The sequence below is a fragment of the Larkinella punicea genome (assembly GCF_003334855.1).
In the GTDB taxonomy this organism is placed as follows: Bacteria; Bacteroidota; Bacteroidia; order Cytophagales; family Spirosomataceae; genus Larkinella; species Larkinella punicea.
This window is the reverse complement of record NZ_QOWE01000006.1, coordinates 216,990-235,371: the sequence shown is the minus strand read 5'-3', so window position 1 is coordinate 235,371 and position 18,382 is coordinate 216,990. Positions and strand designations below refer to the sequence as shown.

Here is an 18,382-nt window from a genome sequence, read left to right as displayed (position 1 = left end):
TTCGTTGTTGATTGGTATTCAGTTTTCGGTATACGGTTTTCGCCCCGCGCCCCGCACCAGCATGAACAGAAAGGTTGGCGCGCCGATCATTCCGGTAATGATTCCGATGGGCAGTTCGGCGGGTGCCACCAGCGTTCGGGCAACGAGATCCGACAAGGTCAAGACAATGGCTCCCAACAAAGCGGAACCGGGCAATACCGTGCGGTGGTTGGCACCCGAAACAAGCCGGATCAGATGCGGAATAACCAGCCCGATGAAACCGATGACGCCCGAAACCGCCACCGCGACCCCCACACCGAGCGTGGCCAGAATGACCACATTCCGTTTCAGTTTTGACACATCCACACCGAGATGTCCGGCCTGACTCTCGCCCAGCGCGAACGCGTTCATGGGTTTGCTCAGACGCGGCATCAGCAGAACCGGCACCAGCAGAAAGGGCGTGGTGACCTGCAACACCTCCCAACTGGCACCGCCCAGGCTGCCCAGACTCCAGTAGGAAATGGCCCGAAGCTGAGCGTCATCGGCCAGATACATCATCAGTCCGCGCAGGGCTTCGCAAAAAACGTTGATGGCAACGCCGACCAGCAACATTGTTGAGACCACGGTCCGGCCGTTTTTACGAGCCAGGGTATAGACCAGGAGCGTCGTGCCGACCGCACCGGCAAAAGCCGCCAGTGACAGCGCGTACAAACCGGATAGCGACGACAGATCGCTGAAAACCCGCAGTTGCAACACGATCATCAAAACCGCCATCACCGATGCGCCCGACGAAATACCGATCAGGCCCGGGTCCGCCAGCGGGTTCCGAAACAAGCCCTGAATGGCGGCTCCCGAAATTCCCAACACGGCCCCCACCAGCACACCCAGCAGGATTCGCGGCAACCGGATGACGGTCAAAACCGTCTCCTGCTGCGGTTCTACGACGCCCACTTCCCAGCCAAGCTGTTTGAGAAGAATGGCTAAAACATCCGGAATGGGAATCGACACGGCACCGATGCCCACCGACCAGATCATCACGACCACCAGCAGGACGGCCAGCAAGCCGTTCAGCCACCAGCCTTTGGAGCGGGACAAGCCGGGCCGCGAAGCCTGCGGGAGCGGCTGGGTCGTTGCGAGTGGGGACAAATCCGTTTGCATCCGTGTGGGTCTATTCCGTTTTATTTTAAGGATACTTCCTGACTGAGTTTCCGGCTCAGCTCCTGCACGGCCAGCCCAAGCCGGGGGCTAAAACCGGTCAGCAACTGCCCGTCCATCTCAATCACCCGGCGATTCCGACCGGCGTTGGTTTGGGCAACGCCCTGCACTTTCAGCAAACCGTCCATACCACCCAGACTTTCTAACCCGCTCGTAAACAGCAGAATCACATCCGGATTACCACTCACCAGGGCTTCCGGTGTCAGCGGTTTAAAGCTTTCGAAGTCGTTGAAGGCATTCTGCGCCCCGGCCAGTTGGACGATTTTCTCGATGGGCGTATTCCGGCCCGAAACCATCATGGTTCCGGTGCCACGAGCATAGATGAAGAGTACTTTCTGGACTTTAGCCGGTTTTCGTACCCTGGCCAGATCGGCATCCAGTTTGCGGGTGAGGGCCACTGCTTTCGCCGAAGCACCGAAGGCTTTCGCGACCTCAGTAATCAGTTTTTTGGTGCCGGCCACATTCGTTTCCTGCTCAAAAATCAGCGTTTTCACCCCGGCACTTTTGAATTGTTGTAACACTTCCGGCTTCAGATCCATGCTTCCGTTGGATCGAACACCAATGATGACGGTAGGACGCAGGGCCAGAACGGCTTCGGCACCGATGTTTCGATTGTGGCCTACTTTCGGAATTTTCTCCATAGCCGCCGGATAGGTACTGGTGATGTCGACGCCGACCAACTGGTTTTGCAGCCCCAAATCGCAGAGAATTTCGGTCAGGGTTCCGTTCAGGGAGACGATGCGCTCGGTTTTCGAAACGCCCTGCGCAAACGTTGCTATACGGAGTGTCAGAAGGAATACAAGCCAATAAAGTTTCTTCGCCATGATGAACCAGTCGTTTGGGTAGCACAAATTAATTAGACTATTTCTAAATAAACAACTGTTAAGCCGTATTATTTTTTACTAGTCTAAATTAGAATTGCGTCGAAACGAAGGGAACAGGCTTAAAAACAAAAAAGCCGCCCATTGCCGGGCGGCTTTCGTACGTTATAGAAACGTAGAATTATTTTGCTGAATCAGCAGCCATGCTGTCAGTTGCCATCGTCGTGTCAGACATCATAGAAGAGTCTGAAGACATTGCAGTTGAGTCCGTCGTTGAAGTTGTATCTTCAGCTTTTTTAGATTGACAAGCAGCAGCCAAAGAAACCATTGTAGCAACGAACAATACAGATTTAACGATACGTTTCATGAGAGTAGTTAGTTTAAAAGTTTTTTAGATCTCACCTTTAATACGGGAAAGGCCATTAGGTAACCCATCTTTTTTCAGAAAAATTAAAATTTATTTTTGGGTTACATTTGACCCGGAATCGTATTAAGTATGCAAGGAACCAATGACAGAGTCCAACCGTTTGCATGTATCTGACGACCAACTGCTTGCAGGCTTAGCCAACGGTTCGGACGAGATACTGGAAGAACTGTACAGGCGGTATTTTCCGATGGTATTACACCTGATCCAGAATAACAGCGGCAGCGAAGACGATGCCAAAGATATTTATCAGGAAACGCTGATCGTGCTGTACGAGAAAGTGACATCGGATTCGCTGGAATTGCATTGCCAGTTAAAAACGTATCTCTATTCGGTGAGTCGCCGGCTCTGGCTCAAGCAGTTATCGAAGCGGAGTCGAAACGGCCATTCGCTGATCGATACCGAAGACCTGGCCGATGTGGATGACGATCTGATTGATCACGAGGCCCGTGACCGCCAGTTCGACCTGATGGCCGATTCGCTCGACCGCCTTGGAGAACCCTGCCGGACGTTGCTGGAAGATTTTTACATCCGCCATCTGTCGATGCAGGACATTACCGAAAAATTTGGCTATACGAACGCCGACAATGCCAAAACACAGAAATACAAGTGTCTGATGCGGCTAAAACGGTTGTTCTTTTCAGTTTTTAAAGAGGAGTAAGATGATCGACCACCAGAAATTCACCGACTGGATTGACAAATGGCTTCGGAACGAGCTGACGGAAACGGAACGGCTGGAATTTGAAATGCTCCGTCGGTCAGACCCGGTTTTGGCCCAGCGCGCCAATGAGCAACAGCAACTGGCGAAAGCCCTGAAAAATTATGGCCAGCGGACTGACTTCCGCAGCCGTCTGAACCGGATTCATGCCAGCCTGGACATGGACGCCGTTCGGGACGAAGCCAACCAGGTGTCTAAAGTCCGGAAACTGCACCGCAACGGCGGAACGATCCGGCAGTTGTGGCAAACCTACCGCCCCATTCTGGCGGTGGCCGCATCGGTTGCGCTCATCACGACCTTCGGAACGCTGATGCTGGTGCGGCAATACCAGTCGAGCCACAAGCAGCAGGAACAATACAGCATGATGCGCCGGGATTTGCAGGCCATCCGGCGCTCGCAGAATGCGATTTTGCAGGATCTGAACGCCCGCGAACGCGCCTTGCAGATCAATCCGGGTCAGGTGGCCGGTTCGGGCTTTCTGCTGTCGCCGGACGGGTACCTGGTCACCAACACGCACATCATTCAGGATGCCGACTCGGTGTATATCCAAAGCACACACGGGGATATTTACAAAGCGAAGGTCGTTTACGCCGACCGCAAATATGACCTGGCCATTTTGCAGGTTCACGAAGACAGTGCCTTTCGGGGAAAAACCGTCCTGCCTTACGGTTTTGAAGCCGGGCCGACCGATCTCGGCGAACGCGTCTTTACGCTGGGTTTTCCACGGGAAGAAATCGTTTACGGCGAAGGCTATCTGAGTTCGAAAACCGGGTATCGGGGTGACTCCACTGCGTATCAGGTGGCCATCAGTGTCAATCCCGGAAACTCCGGTGGCCCGCTGCTGGACGAAAAAGGCAACGTCATCGGCATCATCAGCGGCAAACAGACCTCCACGGAAGGCGCTACGTTTGCCATCAAAACGGATTATTTGTTCCGGGCCATTTCCGCCATTCCGACCGACTCACTCAAAAACAGCTCGATCCGGATGAGCCGCAAAAACGGTCTCGCCAAGCTGGCGCGGAAGGATCAGATCAAGAAGATTCAGGAGAGCGTCTACATGGTGAAGGTGTTTAAGCACGAAAAATAGATTGAATTTTGCCCCTAAATCCCCTGAAGGGGACTTGGACGTAGAATCAAATGGATGCAGAAAGTCCCCTTCAGGGGATTTAGGGGCAAAAGAGCCGACCTCGTCAAGGGGTCGGCTTTTTTATGGGCTTCATTTACCAAATTAAAATTAAGCGTTACCTTGTCCTTTCAATTGACGTCTTAGCAACCCCTTGACCCGAATCTAAACGAACTCTTCCTTATGCAGGCCAGTGTCAGTAATCGAAAGCCAGCGGCTTTCACCGATAAGAAATACCTCATTACCCTCGTATTTGTCACCTCCCTGTTCATGTTCTGGGGCATTGCCATCACGATGGGAGATGTGCTCAACAAACACTTTCAGCATGTGCTGAGCCTGACCAAAACCCAGTCGGCTTTCGTCCAGTTTGCCATTTTCGGTGCCTATTTTGTCATGGGTATTCCCGCCGGTCTTTTCATGAAGCGGTTTGGCTACAAAGCCGGTGTTTTACTGGGCCTGGGCCTTTTTGCCACGGGTGCCTTTCTGTTCGTTCCGGCGGCCAACGCGGCTTCCTTTACCTACTTTGGGCTGGCGCTGTTCATCCTGGGCTGCGGACTTTCTACCCTTGAAACCGTGGCTCACCCGTTTGTAGCCTCGCTCGGCGACCAGCGCACGAGCGACCAGCGAATCAATTTCGCCCAGGCATTCAATGCGTTGGGGGCCATCATGGGACCCGCCATCGGTGCCTATTTTCTGCTGAGAGGCAATACGGAAGGCAGCACGGATCTGACATCGGTCAAGACGCTCTACATCGTTATTGGCAGCGTCATCGCCGGGATTGCAGTGCTGTTTTCGTTCGTCAAAGTGCCCGCCCTCACCGACCCGCACGGTGCGGCTGCCGTTGATCCGGAAGCTGTCAATGTGGATATTGAACCGGGAAAGGGCCTTTTTCAGCACCGGCATTTCGTCTGGTCGGTGATCGCCCAATTTTTCAATGTCGCGGCACAAGCCGGTACCTGGGCGTTTTTCATCAATTACGGCCACGAAAAAATGGGCTTTTCCGATGAAACCGCCGGTAACTACATGGTCTTGTTCATGGGTCTCATGCTCGCCGGACGGTTTGTCGGGACTTTCCTGATGCGCTTTATCGCTCCCCATTCGCTGCTGGCGATCTTTGCCGCCAGCAACATCGTCATGTGTCTCATTATCGCTCAAAGCTGGGGATGGCCGTCTTTTATCGCCCTGTTGATGCTGAATTTCTTTTTCAGTATCATGTTCCCGACCATTTTCAGTCTGGGTTTGAAAAACCTGGGTTCCCATACGCAGCAAGCCGCTTCGTTTATTTCGATGGGTGTCTGCGGTGGTGCGCTCTTTCCGTTTGCGATGGGTGCCGTCGCCGAATACGATGTGGCTGCGGCCTATTACCTCCCGATTATTTGTTACGCGGTCATTTTTCTGTTCGGTTCCAAATTTTCAAAACCGGTTTAAGCAGTTCCTTTTAGCGGTATTGCATTGCGAAACGCCAGCCTGGACTGGCGTTTCGCTTTTTCAGGCAAGTCTGGCAAATTATTTGTTTGTAAAACGAACATAGAACTTTCGCCTTCTGCCCCGTTCCCCTAAAGGGGACTTGGACGCGGCTTAATCCGGATGCTAAAAGTCCGGCAGCGGCCGACCGTCCTTTAGGGGAACGGGGCAGAAGGCGAAAGTTCCAGACGTAAGTCCTAAAACAACACCACTTCTCCCTAAAAATTAACATGGCACGCAGGCATCGCTTCATTTTTCTTTTCTTCCTCCTGAGCAGTCCGGTTTTCGCCCAGCAAATCACGATGCGCGAACTCATCGACCTGACCTGCCTGAAAACCGCCCAGTTTGATTCCTGCCTGTTCCGAAAAGGATTTTTGTTCAAAAACTGCTCCGAAAGTGTAGCAAATCCGGCTTGTATTTACGAATTTCAGGCGTTTCCCTACATCAGTTCGCTGAACCAAACGTCGGCCCTGATTCAGTACATTTGCAACGGTCGGCTGGGCTTACTGAATTTTCAGCAGCCTTCCAAAACCGTGCAGGCGGTTTTGCGCCGGGAATTGATCGGAATGGGCTTTCAACCCGCCGAAACCGTGGCCGGATCGGAATTGACGGAACGCCAGATCTTTTACAAAGATAAAATCGTTGTCAGTTTCAAACCCGCCGACTCGGGCAACGGCATTGCCGGAAACTATAGCGGTTATAGCATTTCGATTCATCACGAGCGACGGCTGTGAGGGGGTATCCGGCAATCCAAAAGCCACCAAGCGACCGCTAGACGGGCGTCAATTAAATTAATAGGTTTCCATTTATTAGAAATACTGTCAATGCAACCAGATACTGCTAGCGCATGAACGATCATAGTATTGTTTTAGCCGAAAAAACTGATCCCATTTCATTCACCAATGGTCTTATTATTGAAAACGACGCACGTAAGTCTGAATATGCCCTCATTATACATTTCTTAAAACGAACACTTAAAAGAGAGATTAAATGCGACTATATATCACCGGAAGAGGTAACCGATGAATTAATTTGTAATATCCTGATGGATGCGAAATATGATTGGATTATGTACCGATTAACCATTGGTTTTTCCAGCCTTCGGATTGCCGAAATCGCCCATCTTTTTCAATCTAATACTCGAATCATTGCAAAAACTTCCGCCAGAGTAAATGAAAAGGACATGCTAGTTCTTTTTGACGGATTTCTGCATTTAGATCTCAATAATTTTTATGACAAACAGTTTCTTTTCGCTTTCGAAAGAGAGTTGAATCGACTGTCTAGTCAACATGAAATAGACAATGCGCTTTCCACTATCCTTCAACAAGCTGAATGTTTTGGAAGTGGGGAACTTCGACATTATAACCGTTCGACCCTGGAAAATTACAGAAGAGAAATTAATCAGCTAACTCGAATAGAACCCATATCGGGTAAAAAATCAAAAAAGGTCATTAAAACAAGCAAATGCCGAGTCTTATTTCTCGCTTCGGATCCAGTCAATAACGCTCGGCTAAGGCTTCAGGAAGAATATCGTGAAATTAGTGAAGTTCTTCTTAAGGGACGATTGAGAAATAAATTTATACTTGATAGTAGAAATGCAGTACGCGCCGGGGATATAACACAAGCCATTCATGATTTCTCCCCTGATATCATTCATTTCTCGGGACACGGAAGCACTACGGGAATACAGGTAGAAGATCAGTTTGGCAATAGTAAACTAATTAAAAAAAACGAATTAACGAATCTCTTCAAACTGCTTTCGTCTAAAGTCTCGTGCGTCATTCTAAATTCATGTTATTCAAAAGATCAAGCTGATGCGATAGCTATGTATATCCCTTTTGTCATAGGGATAGAAGACGCTATTTCCGACCAAGTAGCTATCAGCTTCACAGTTGGCTTTTACAAGGCTCTTGCGGGCGGTAATACGATTCCAAAAGCATTTGAATTTGGCAAAGTAGAAATCGGACTGCAATTAGGAAAAGATACCGATGGGATTATTTTATTTAGCCAGCATAGTCAAAAATAGCCATCGGAAAGCTTATAAACGAGTAAAAAGTGCGAATTACAAATTGGTTACAGAGTCAGTCGGGATTGCAACGACTCCGCCCGCCTAGCGCTACGGTGGACCGTTTCGACCAGCGTTTCGTATTGTGTCTTTTTAAGTAGGGTTCCTATGTCGAACATTTCCATCATTATTGAAGAACGCCCGGCCGACATCGGCCATTTTCTGGTCGGCCGACTCCTCCCCTTTCGCGAAAAGAGAATGGTGGGGCCTTTCATTTTCATCGACCACATGGGGCCTGCCCACCTGAGCGATCACGAAAATATCGACATCGGTCCCCATCCACACATCGGCCTGTCGACCCTCACCTATCTTTTCGACGGAGCCATTTTCCATAAAGATACGCTCGGTACAGAAGTAGAAATTACTCCTGGTCAGGTCAACTGGATGACGGCCGGAAAGGGCATCGTCCATTCGGAACGAACCCCGGAACACCTGCGTCATTCGGACAAAAGCCTGCACGGTTTACAAATCTGGGTGGCTCTGCCGAAAGAGCTGGAAGAAATGCCGCCTTCGTTCTTCCACGCGAATGCCGACGAAATACCGGCCTGGGAAACCGACGGCGTTTCCTATAAACTGATTGCGGGGGAAGCCTTTGGGCGAAAATCACCCGTGCCGGTTTACAGCGATCTGTTCTTTCTGGAAATCAAAAGTCCAACTACCCAAACCCTGAAAATCGGTGATGAACTGGTGGGCGAAGCGGGCCTGTATATTCTGGAAGGGAGCATTGAAAGCGAAGGCCATACCTACGAACCCAAACGCATTCTGGTGGCTAAAAACAGCCAGCTTTGCGAATTTACGATCAATGCCAACAGCACGATTTATGTTTTTGGCGGAGAGCCCTTTGCCGAACTACGTCATATTTACTGGAATTTTGTAGCCACCAGCCTGGAACTTATCGAACACGCCAAACTGAAGTGGCAGATGGGTGAATTTCCGGCGATCGAAGGCGAAACCGATGTGGTGCCGCTGCCGCCCGACCCTCCCTATCTGAAGCAAAAACCGTAAGGGCTGCGCCATTGATAGCCTGAAAACGGCGGACGAATGAGCCGCCGTCCTATTGCCAGATCACCGAGCGGTCGATGCCTGCAAGAGTCGCCCGACCGGTCAGTGCCATGGCCAGTTCCAGTTCATGTTGCAGGATTTGCAGCACTTTGGCCACGCCCTCGGCTCCTCCGCAGGCCAGGCCAAAACAGATCGGTTTACCAACCAAAACCGCGCTGGCACCCAGGGCAATGGCTTTCAGCACGTCCGTTCCGCGTCGAATGCCGCCATCGAGCAAAATCGGCATTCGCTGGTCGACGCGCTCCGTAATTCGCGGCAGGGCGTCGATCGTGGCGGGTACGGTATCCAGATTCCGGCCACCGTGGTTGGAAACGATGATACCCGAAACGCCCGACTCAACCGCCCTTTCGGCATCGTCCGGGTTCAGAATGCCTTTCAGCAAAACCGGTGTTTTGGCAAACGACTGAATCCACTCGATGTCTTTCCAGGTGAGCGGTTTTTTCTCGACCAACGGCCCGCCCATGTGGGGCGTACGCACGTCGTCCGGCAGTTTAAAATGGCTCCGGTGTTCCCGGTTCCGGACGCCGGGCGTGGGCGTATCCACCGTAATGCAAAGCGCACGATAGCCCAGGGCTTCCGCTTCCTGAATCAGATTTTGGGTAAACGCCCGGTCATCCCGAACATAAAGCTGAAACCAGAGCGGCTGCGTCGCCCGCTGCGCAATTTCGGCGAGGGGCGTGGTCGTAAACGAACTGACGACGTAAAGCGCCGAAGCCGCCCCGGCTCCCCGAACCGTAGCCAGTTCCCCTTCAGGATGCATGAGCCGATGGTAGGCCGTAGGCGCAATCAGAATGGGATGCGATAGACGGGTTCCAAAAAGCGAAACGCTGGTATCAAGTTGGCTCACATCCGTCAAAACCGTCGGATTGAGCCTGATCGCATCCAGCGCCTGCCGGTTCCAGCGGAGGGTCAGTTCATCGGCGGCCCCGCTCGCTACGTATTCGTACGCCATTTTCGTCATCCAGTCAACCGCGCTTTCTTCAAAGTCGAACAGATTGAGCAGGGTTGATAAATCACGCGTCAGGGCACCGGGCGGTATTGCTTCCATACGAATTCACTTGGTTTTCCACCTTACAAATGGGGATTTCGGTTCAATTCTACCCGAAAAACCAGCTATTTATCCGAAATACTCCTGTCATTTCATCCACTCCTTTTCGGGCGGTTTTCAAAGCGAAACGAGCCAACGGTTCCCAATTTACCGTTCAGTAAAAACCGTTTCCGACACGATGGATTCTGGGTTTCAGAATGATACCTTAGCATCCGTTCCTGTCTGGTAGATCGGGCCGGAAAACCCCGCTTCATCAACACCCGACAGGTACTTCATTCACCCTAAATCCTTCCTCCTACCGTCATGGCGATCAAACGTGTTATTGCTCATTTCATGCATGAGTTTGAGCAGGATGCCGCCCGGCAATTGCTCTCCCAGGCCGAAGAAACCGAGAGTTTTGTCATTGGCAGTGCCGACGACACCCAAATTGCGGCTTTACGCGAACAGGGTCTGATTGTGGAAGAAATCCCGGTTTCGGAACCGCCCGCCGATGACGTCGAGCCCCGTCGGGCGGGGAGTTTCTCCATCGGTCGGCCCCGGGGCGGTTTTGTGGAGAATGCTGAAGATTTTCCGCGTGACATTGATTTTTACAAAGTATACCTGAACGGTCCGCTACTGGAATCCCAGCGGGATCGGCTGCGGGTGCTGGACGTCAACCCGATTGAGTTTTTTCCGCCTAATTCGTTTTCCGCCCGACTGTCCATTGCACAGGTTCAGGATTTACGCAACGAGTTGTTCGTTACAGACGTGGTGCTCTATACCACACCCGCCATCAGGAGCAGAACGGCTACCCGTGGCGTCGGCGGGGGCATTCCGCAATTGGGTAGTATTAAAACTTACGACGTCCTGCTCCATTTGCCCGACGACCTCGACATCGTGGTGGATGCCCTCCGCGACCGGAATGCCCTGGTGGTTCAGGCTAAAGATCGGAAAGTTCGCATTCAGGCATTGGAAGACGACCCCTTGCTCGACGACCTCCGATCCATGTCGGAAGTGTTTGACATTGAAGAATATATTTCTCCGAAACTCTTCAACGACGCGGCCCGTCAGTTGCTCCGGATCGATAACGCACCCGTGCCGCCGGGGCTGACGACCACCAACATTCCCCAAACCGGAAAAGGCCAGATTGTGGGCGTGGCCGATACCGGTATCGACGACACCCACCCGGATCTGGTCAATCGCCTGATCGGAGCCGTGGGTCTGGGGCGGCCTGGCGACCATTCCGACCCCAACGGCCACGGAACCCACGTGGCCGGATCGGTGGCCGGTGACGGGTCGGCATCAGGCGGAGCCATCAAAGGAACCGCTCCCGAAGCCTCCATTTTTTTCCAGTCTCTGCTCGATGCACGGGGCGAATTAGGCGGTTTGCCGCTCAACCTCGCCGATTTGTTTGAGGAAGCCTACCGCCGGGGAGCGCGGATTCACAACAACAGTTGGGGCGCCAATACGGAAGCGCGCTACACCTTCAATTCCAACGAAGTGGACGAGTATGTCGATCAACACCGGGATATGCTCATTGTCATTGCGGCCGGTAATGATGGCGACGCGTCCAAAGCCAGCCAGCGGGTGCAGCCCGGTTTTGCGGATTGGCTCTCCGTGGGGTCGCCAGCCACCGCCAAAAACGCCCTGACGGTGGGCGCCAGCCGCAGCAACCGCACGACCGGCGGACTCGCAGCACTCACCTACGGCAATGTCTGGAGCGGTTCGTTTCCGGTCAACCCCAGTTCGTCCGAAACCGTGTCGGGCGACCCTACCTCCCTGGCCGAATTCAGCAGCCGGGGGCCCTGCGACGACGAGCGGATCAAGCCCGATGTGGTGGCCCCCGGAACCGACATCGTTTCGGCCAAATCCAAACTGGCCCCCCTCCGGAACTTCTGGGGACCCGACACCCGCCCGGAATACGCCTACAACGGCGGCACCAGCATGGCCTCTCCGCTCGTGGCCGGTTGTGCCGCGCTGGTTCGTCAGTATTACATCGAAGACCGAAACCTGGCCGAACCCAGTGCCGCGCTGCTCCGGGCCACGCTCGTCAACGGCACCAAATGGCTGACGGGCCGAAGCGCCGTGGCCGAACACCCTACCCTGCCCAATTTCCACCAGGGTTTTGGGGGCATCGATATGGGCCGGACCATTCCAAACGCTGCGGAAACCTTTGATCTGGTTTTTATCGATTCCTGGAAAAACGATCCACAACTCCGGTTTGTGCGCACCGGCCAGCGGTTCCAGTTTGCGTTTAACCTCCCGGCGGCAAGCTGGCTGCGGTTGTGTCTGGTCTACACGGATTCTCCCGGTCGCTCCCTGCAAAACGACCTGGATCTGACGCTGGAATACCGACCGGCGGCCGGGCCAGCCACCAAATGGGTCGGCAATCAGGACGCCGTGGCCAATCAGTTGCTGAAAACGCCGGATCGGAAAAACAACGTGGAGGTCATTCGGCTGGAGACTGCGCAACCGGGGCGGTATCTGATCAAGGTGAGTGCCTATAACATTCCGAAACCGATTTCGCAGGATTTTGCGCTGGTACTAACGGCCCCTTCCATCCAGAATTTCGGACGTATTTGACACGGTTTTTCCCTTAGAACAATGGTATTTCGCATGATTCAGGCCGAATTCGGCGACTGTTTGATTTTAGAAACCCCGGATACGGCCGGGGTTGTCCGCTACATCCTGATCGACGGCGGGCCGGAACGGACGTATGACAATCACCTCAGCGGGGAATTGGACGCCATCAAGCAACGGGGTGGGCAGCTCGATCTGGTGGTGTTGAGCCACGTCGACGGCGACCACATCGTGGGCTTGCTGGATCTGTTTTCGGAACTGCAGCAACGCCCGCAAATCTCGATATCGCAACTCTGGTTCAACAGTTTCGACAAAGCCATTGGACACAATAACACCATCGCCGTTCGCGTCAGTGCAGTTTTTCAGCAGGCGGGTATGCAGGGCGTCCGCATGGCGAATACCGAAGAAGTAACGATTCAATCCATCAATCAGGGCAACAAACTGCGAACCCGGGCGCAACAATTGAACATTCCGATTAACCCCAATGTGCCGGGCGGGTTGCTCAAAGCCACGGCCCATCCCTTCAAACTGCAAATCGGCGGAATAACGCTTACGGTGGTTGGCCCCACCGCCCGGAACCTGACCGAACTGCGAAAAGAATGGCAAAAGTGGCTCGATAAACAGGAAGAAGCCGTTGCCTCCGCCGACATCGAAAGTTTTGCGATGGCCGACGAAAGTATTCCGAACCTGAGCAGCGTCTGCCTGCTGGCCGAATCGAACGGCGTTCGGGTGCTACTGACCGGCGACGCCCGGGGCGATCACCTGATTCAGGGCCTGAAGCAGACCCGCTTGTTGCAGCCCGACGGCTCCATCGATGTCGATGTGCTGAAAGTTCCGCACCACGGCAGCGACCGCAATGTAACGCTGGATTTTTTCCGGAAAGTGCGGGCCAGGCAATACGTCATTTCGGCCAATGGGAAACACGGCAACCCGGATTACGACACCCTGAAATGGATCGTTACGGCAGCAACGGTTCAACAACGGCCCATCGAACTGGTTTTGTCGAACCATACGGCCCTCATCCAGCAGTTTCTGGACGATTTTCCGCAGAACGAAAATACGTACCAGATCCGGTTTATGCCTCCCGGAGCGCACTCAATGGTGGTTTAGTGCAACACGTTCACGGCCCGACGGAAGTCGGTTTGGCTTCAGCGAACTCCGTTGGAAGCCGAATAACGACCCACGTTCCTTTTCCTTGCTCGCTGATGATCAGGCACCGGCCACCCAGCAGCGCCATTTTCCGGTTTATCGTTTGGATCGCGGCCGAAACCCCTTCCTGATTTCTGCCTGGTTCAGCAGAAAGGGTAAATCTGTAACTACCATCACTCAGGGTGATGTATAACGATGACAGAACGTATTTTAACCGGATCGTCAATTTTGGTCCTCCCGATTTTTCCAGAACCGTTTTGGCAAGTTCCTGGACAACTTGGAGCAAAATCGGTTCGGCCCGGTGCGAAATGGGCCGGGTCGCGCCATGCCGGGTGAGATTGACCTCGAACGGGCCTGATTGACGGATGCGATCACCGATTTTTTTCAACCCATCCCACAAATCCGGGTTCCGGCCCTTCATCAGGGTGTTCGAAACACCCCGCACTGCCTGAATGCTGGTCTGGAGCGAATCGAAGGCCTTTTTGAAATCAGGTGTAGTGGATGAGTCGCCAATTTTCTCTTCGATGGTGTAGATGACCAATTGCGTCACGGTTAGCAATTGCCCGACGTTTTCGTGGAGTTCGTCAGCCGTTTCCTGTAGCAGCACCTGCTGCATTTCCAGCCGGGAAGCCAGGCTTTCCCGTTCCAGGGATTCTTGTTTTAGCCGATGGCGGAGCTGGTTGCGCAACTGCCTTTGCCGAACCAGTACCAGAAAGAGACCGGCACAGATTACCCCTGTCATCAGCATAAAAACCGGGAGATACCCAACTTCACAATCCATAAAGGCCCCGGTTGTTGCATTCCTCCGCCTTCCCGAATAGACTCACCATATTTTCAATTGTTTAGGTCAACGAAGGTCACTACCTTTCGATACCTAATCACGATAAAACCGTGATCGGAATTGGTAAATTTGCCGTTGGTTTTTTGTAGATTCAAGGGGAGAATTCCCGTATTTTTTCCGGAAATTTCCGCTCCACGATTCGCCTTGATCAGCAGCTTTTTTATACCGGAAACCCATCCTGTCCATGCGTCATTTTCCTCTGGTCTTTCTTTTTCCCATTCTTTCTTTGGCAGACGCATTCGCCTTTACACCGGTGGATAGTTTACGAAAAAAACTGGCGCAAATTCCTTCCGCCAATCATTCGTTTGAAAACGATACGGCGCGGATAAAACTGCTTTGTGAATTGGGAAAACTCGCCATGCCGGACGACACTGCGCTGGCCCTTTTTCAGCAGGCTATCGGGCTGTCTGAAAAACAGAAATGGAACCGGGGACTCATGATCGCCAATTGTTATTACGGCTATTATTCCGGCCGCAAGGGCTATTATTACCGGGCCTGCGAACACCTTTTGCGGGGGCTACATATCGCAGAGGAATTACACAACAAATCGTACAGGGGTTTTGCCCTGCGCTATCTGGCAGACAACTACCTGAATCTTAATGCAACTGGAAAAGCGATGGCCTATTACAAAGCGGCAATGCCGGTTTTGCTGGAAGCTGGGGACACCCTGCGGCATTTGGTTTGCATCAATAATATTGGCCTTATTCAGTATCAAAAAGCTGCATATGACAAGGCCATTTCATTTTTTAATCTGTGCTTAAAAAAGAACCGCTCCCCGTATTTCATGGAAGTGGAAGGGTATTGCCTCATTAATTTATCCGCCTGTTACCGGCAAAAAAAACAGTATACCCAAGCGCTGACGTATCTTGACTTATTTCGAAAATTAAAGCAGGAAGATACCAACGAAGTTACGTTTGCCGACACTCAAAAGGCCCGAATTTTGCTCCTGCAAGGCGATACCAGACAGGCACTGAACTTGGCAAAGAAAGCCTACCGTCGCAATACGGGTTTAATGAGTAATGCGATGATCGAACTAAATGAAGTTCTTTATCTGGGCTATAAGGCCACTGAAAATTACCGGTCTGCCCTTGCTCATCACGAAGAACTGACATCCATCCAGGCAAAAGACAGAAATGATATGCAGCAAAAACAAATCAATGCGTTGCGTTTCGAGTATGAAAATGAAAAGAATAAAATTCGGGTCGACCGGTTGAATAGCAACCTGGCCCAAAAAGATGTAGAACAGGTTATGCTGGTCGGGAGCATTGTCATTTTCCTACTCTTCATTGGTTTACTGATCTCGAACAACTATATTCTTAACAAAAAAAACCGGCAGATTCTCCAGGTTCAACATCAGCTCGCAGCCTCCAATCAAGACCTTAACAACCTCAACAGTACGCTCGAAGAACGCGTTTTGCTGCGAACCTCCGAATTGACCGAAGCCAATACCGAACTGGTTCGTAAAAACCGGGAGATTCAGGAAGCCTATTACAATGGCCAGTCGATTGAGCGCAAACGGGTCGCGTCCGAATTGCATGACAACCTGGGGAGTACCCTGGCGGCTTTAAAATGGCAGCTAACCGGTTTTGAAGTCGAAAACCTTACTTCTCAGGAGCAGCAAATCTATACGAACCTGGTCTCCACGCTCAACCAGGCGTATCTGGATGTTCGTTCCATCTCCCATAATTTAATGCCCCCCGAGTTAGAAAAACTGGGTCTGTCCGCAGCCATTGAAACCCAGGTAGCAGATTTAAACCGGAGTGGACGAATCGTGCTTTTATTCGAATCAAACTATCGCAGAGGCTTATTGGGCAAAAAGCAGGAGATGGAAGTCTACAGCATTAGCCGGGAGCTAATCACCAATATTTTGAAACACGCCAAAGCTTCGGCAGGTCAGGTTAGTATTTTGGTGACAGGTGATTTTATTACCCTTCGTGTTTCCGATAACGGGCTCGGAATCCGATCAGACCTGCTTTCCAATGGAATAGGCCTGAAAAACATCCGGGAGCGGGCTGCAGCCATTCCGGGAGAACTCCACCTCACCTCCGCCAACCCGTCCGGAACAATCATCACGCTCACTGTTTCGAAAGATCAATGGGTTTGAATTGCCGTGGATCATACACGTGAAGGAAATAATAACCCAATCCGGCCAGTCCGAACCGAAAATTGGGACAGAAAAGATCAGACCGTTCCGGTTCACTCTCTCCATATCCATTCCCCAAGGGTCTGCCCTGATTCAGATAGCGCTCGATGAGGGCATCGGCCACTTTTTCATCCGGCAAACCTTCGCTCAACCCATCTTGAACGTCCTTCACTTCTTTGGAGGAAATAAAAACCGTACCGTTCAGGTTGTGTTGACTCGTGCCAGGACTTTGCACCGGCTTTGCAAATACGACCTTTAACCCCTGTTCAAGATCCGGGTCTTTTAACTTCCAGACAGGTTCAGAAAGGCCCTCTAAGCTCTCAAAAGCGGAACCTGCTGGTCGGGCGTTTGCGATCACAAACGCCAGCAATTCAGACTGGTAGCATTTTATCAAAACGGTATTCAAAAAAAATCGAATACCGCAGACTCCCTCTTCGAATGAATCATCCAGAAGCCGGTATGTGACGTTTTTCCGATCGGGAGTTGGTCGGTATGTAAGCCAGTTACACGACCAGTTCCCGGTACAATCATCGTAATACCAGATGGCCTCCCGGCACAATTGAATGGCAATTCGCAAGGCCGCCAGCAAATACGGTTTTCGGCTGAAGCCGGGCTGGCCAAACCAGTCGGTTTCATCGATCAGACGAAACCTGACTACCCTAAATCCATCATCTCCTCCACCCGGCTCAGCTTCACCACGGGCTACCCGGTCGAGTTCTTCAAAATGGTCGAACAGAAACTGGAATTGAACGGGAGACGAAGGGTTTTTATAGAAATGGTTCGGATCAAATTCTTTTTCCCGCAAAAAATCCAGGACCGCGTTCTTCCTGATTTCGGTTTCTGGATTTGTACCAACCGCTATCAAGGCATCAGCAAGCTGAAAGGACCGATCGAGGCCAAAGCTGGTGCCGGTATCCGGCTCTTCGGCCATACCCAGCCCCGGTGCCAGTTTCCGGGTAAATAGGGGGACATTTTCCCGCAAAGCGGAATTTCGATGCAATTCCTGGTAAATATTCTGCAACAGAACAGTCACCAGATTTAGGTATCGATGATCGGTGTAAAGCACTGACGAATCGGCCCGGTCGCATTTTTCCGGATCTCCGATGAATTTTAGGGTGAACGGAACTTCATGCAGGTTGAAGCAGTTCTGGATTTCACGTACCAGACAGGCCACTGCCGCCTTCGTGGGTTTTAAGTTAAAATAAAACCGTATAAAACCCCGGTCATCGTCATCCGACAGATGCCGACCATATACCCAATTGAATTTTACACCGTCTGAAAGCGATCCAAATTGATGCGTTGGTTCGTTCGATTCCAGTACGATCCAGCCTGACTCATTGGCGATACCGGTTTCAAGGTATTGCCCCCCGCTGACCCACCGGGCCTTGCTTCCTTTCAACAACACCACCTCATTCGAAAACCGGCTGGGGCGGCTCGGCCCGGTCGTATACCGCCATCTTCCGGTGTTCCAAAAGTCAAATTTGATTCCCGTATCCGCATAGGTAAAGCGATCGATGTCTGTTGGCTCGTCGATGGGTGGTTGACCCGGACGGATGTAGTGCAATCGATAAATCCATACCTGAAGTACGGCTCTCAGATCCGATGTATCAAAGATGTACCCCTCTTCAAGCATTTTCCGACCAATGAGATCGGTCTGGTCCTGCCCATCCAGGAAAATGCGTTGCCGGTCTTCTGAAATCCGAATCGAACGAACAATCCGTTCAATGGCTTCCAGGGTGCCGTTATCGGTTGCCTTTTCAGTCATCATGGC

General features: G+C 51.9%; 16 protein-coding genes. 9 read left to right on the top strand and 7 right to left on the bottom strand.

Annotated features, from left to right (window positions below; translation table 11 throughout):
* Positions 1 to 18 precede the first annotated feature (18 nt).
* The 3 genes from DUE52_RS09215 to DUE52_RS09205 all read right to left on the bottom strand — a co-directional run bounded on the left by DUE52_RS09215 (position 19) and on the right by DUE52_RS09205 (position 2,382).
* On the bottom strand, positions 19 to 1,137 hold the full coding sequence (locus DUE52_RS09215; protein ID WP_114405695.1) for a FecCD family ABC transporter permease: 1,119 nt from the start codon (positions 1,135 to 1,137) through the stop codon (positions 19 to 21).
* A 20-nt stretch (positions 1,138 to 1,157) separates the two neighbouring features.
* Positions 1,158 to 2,018 carry a heme/hemin ABC transporter substrate-binding protein gene (locus tag DUE52_RS09210; RefSeq protein WP_114405694.1) on the bottom strand — a complete coding sequence of 287 codons (861 nt, stop codon included), beginning with the start codon at positions 2,016 to 2,018 and terminating at the stop codon, positions 1,158 to 1,160.
* Positions 2,019 to 2,196: 178 nt separating this feature from the next.
* Complete coding sequence (locus DUE52_RS09205) at positions 2,197 to 2,382, bottom strand: hypothetical protein (protein ID WP_114405693.1); 186 nt, start codon at positions 2,380 to 2,382, stop codon at positions 2,197 to 2,199.
* Positions 2,383 to 2,524: 142 nt separating this feature from the next.
* On the opposite strand from DUE52_RS09205, the gene DUE52_RS09200 reads away from it, so the two are divergent.
* From DUE52_RS09200 to DUE52_RS09175, 6 genes are all read left to right on the top strand, one after another.
* Positions 2,525 to 3,100, top strand: a complete 576-nt coding sequence (locus DUE52_RS09200) for an RNA polymerase sigma factor (protein ID WP_114405692.1) — start codon at positions 2,525 to 2,527, stop codon at positions 3,098 to 3,100.
* A 1-nt stretch (position 3,101) separates the two neighbouring features.
* On the top strand, positions 3,102 to 4,244 hold the full coding sequence (locus tag DUE52_RS09195) for a S1 family peptidase (protein WP_229312120.1): 1,143 nt from the start codon (positions 3,102 to 3,104) through the stop codon (positions 4,242 to 4,244).
* Between the two features lie 219 nt (positions 4,245 to 4,463).
* Positions 4,464 to 5,708, top strand: a complete 1,245-nt coding sequence (locus DUE52_RS09190; protein WP_114405691.1) for a sugar MFS transporter — start codon at positions 4,464 to 4,466, stop codon at positions 5,706 to 5,708.
* Positions 5,709 to 5,974: 266 nt separating this feature from the next.
* Positions 5,975 to 6,478 carry a hypothetical protein gene (locus DUE52_RS09185; RefSeq protein ID WP_114405690.1) on the top strand — a complete coding sequence of 168 codons (504 nt, stop codon included), beginning with the start codon at positions 5,975 to 5,977 and terminating at the stop codon, positions 6,476 to 6,478.
* A 113-nt stretch (positions 6,479 to 6,591) separates the two neighbouring features.
* Positions 6,592 to 7,770 carry a CHAT domain-containing protein gene (locus tag DUE52_RS09180; protein ID WP_114405689.1) on the top strand — a complete coding sequence of 393 codons (1,179 nt, stop codon included), beginning with the start codon at positions 6,592 to 6,594 and terminating at the stop codon, positions 7,768 to 7,770.
* Positions 7,771 to 7,917: 147 nt separating this feature from the next.
* Positions 7,918 to 8,814, top strand: coding sequence for a pirin family protein (locus DUE52_RS09175; RefSeq protein WP_114405688.1), 897 nt, complete (start codon positions 7,918 to 7,920; stop codon positions 8,812 to 8,814).
* Positions 8,815 to 8,863: 49 nt separating this feature from the next.
* On the opposite strand, the gene DUE52_RS09170 is transcribed toward DUE52_RS09175, so the two are convergent.
* Positions 8,864 to 9,919 carry an alpha-hydroxy acid oxidase gene (locus DUE52_RS09170; protein ID WP_114405687.1) on the bottom strand — a complete coding sequence of 352 codons (1,056 nt, stop codon included), beginning with the start codon at positions 9,917 to 9,919 and terminating at the stop codon, positions 8,864 to 8,866.
* A gap of 303 nt (positions 9,920 to 10,222) precedes the next feature.
* On the opposite strand from DUE52_RS09170, the gene DUE52_RS09165 reads away from it, so the two are divergent.
* Positions 10,223 to 12,481: a S8 family serine peptidase gene (locus DUE52_RS09165; RefSeq protein WP_114405686.1), complete on the top strand. Its 2,259-nt coding sequence runs from the start codon at positions 10,223 to 10,225 to the stop codon at positions 12,479 to 12,481.
* 21 nt (positions 12,482 to 12,502) lie between these two features.
* On the top strand, positions 12,503 to 13,588 hold the full coding sequence (locus DUE52_RS09160) for a ComEC/Rec2 family competence protein (protein WP_114405685.1): 1,086 nt from the start codon (positions 12,503 to 12,505) through the stop codon (positions 13,586 to 13,588).
* Positions 13,589 to 13,598: 10 nt separating this feature from the next.
* Here the strand turns inward: DUE52_RS09160 and DUE52_RS09155 are convergent, their stop codons facing one another.
* The gene (locus DUE52_RS09155; protein WP_114405684.1) at positions 13,599 to 14,408 is read right to left on the bottom strand and encodes a sensor histidine kinase; all 810 of its coding nucleotides are present in this window, start codon (positions 14,406 to 14,408) and stop codon (positions 13,599 to 13,601) included.
* A gap of 53 nt (positions 14,409 to 14,461) precedes the next feature.
* Positions 14,462 to 14,707 (bottom strand): hypothetical protein, encoded by a 246-nt coding sequence (locus DUE52_RS32370; RefSeq protein ID WP_165840905.1) that lies wholly within the window; start codon positions 14,705 to 14,707, stop codon positions 14,462 to 14,464.
* Here DUE52_RS32370 and DUE52_RS09150 point away from each other — a divergent pair.
* Positions 14,695 to 16,572: a tetratricopeptide repeat-containing sensor histidine kinase gene (locus tag DUE52_RS09150; RefSeq protein WP_165840904.1), complete on the top strand. Its 1,878-nt coding sequence runs from the start codon at positions 14,695 to 14,697 to the stop codon at positions 16,570 to 16,572. The two genes, DUE52_RS32370 and DUE52_RS09150, sit on opposite strands and share 13 nt — an antisense overlap.
* On the opposite strand, the gene DUE52_RS09145 is transcribed toward DUE52_RS09150, so the two are convergent.
* Positions 16,544 to 18,379, bottom strand: coding sequence for a T3SS effector HopA1 family protein (locus tag DUE52_RS09145; protein ID WP_133299799.1), 1,836 nt, complete (start codon positions 18,377 to 18,379; stop codon positions 16,544 to 16,546). The genes DUE52_RS09150 and DUE52_RS09145 overlap by 29 nt on opposite strands.
* Positions 18,380 to 18,382: the final 3 nt, after the last annotated feature.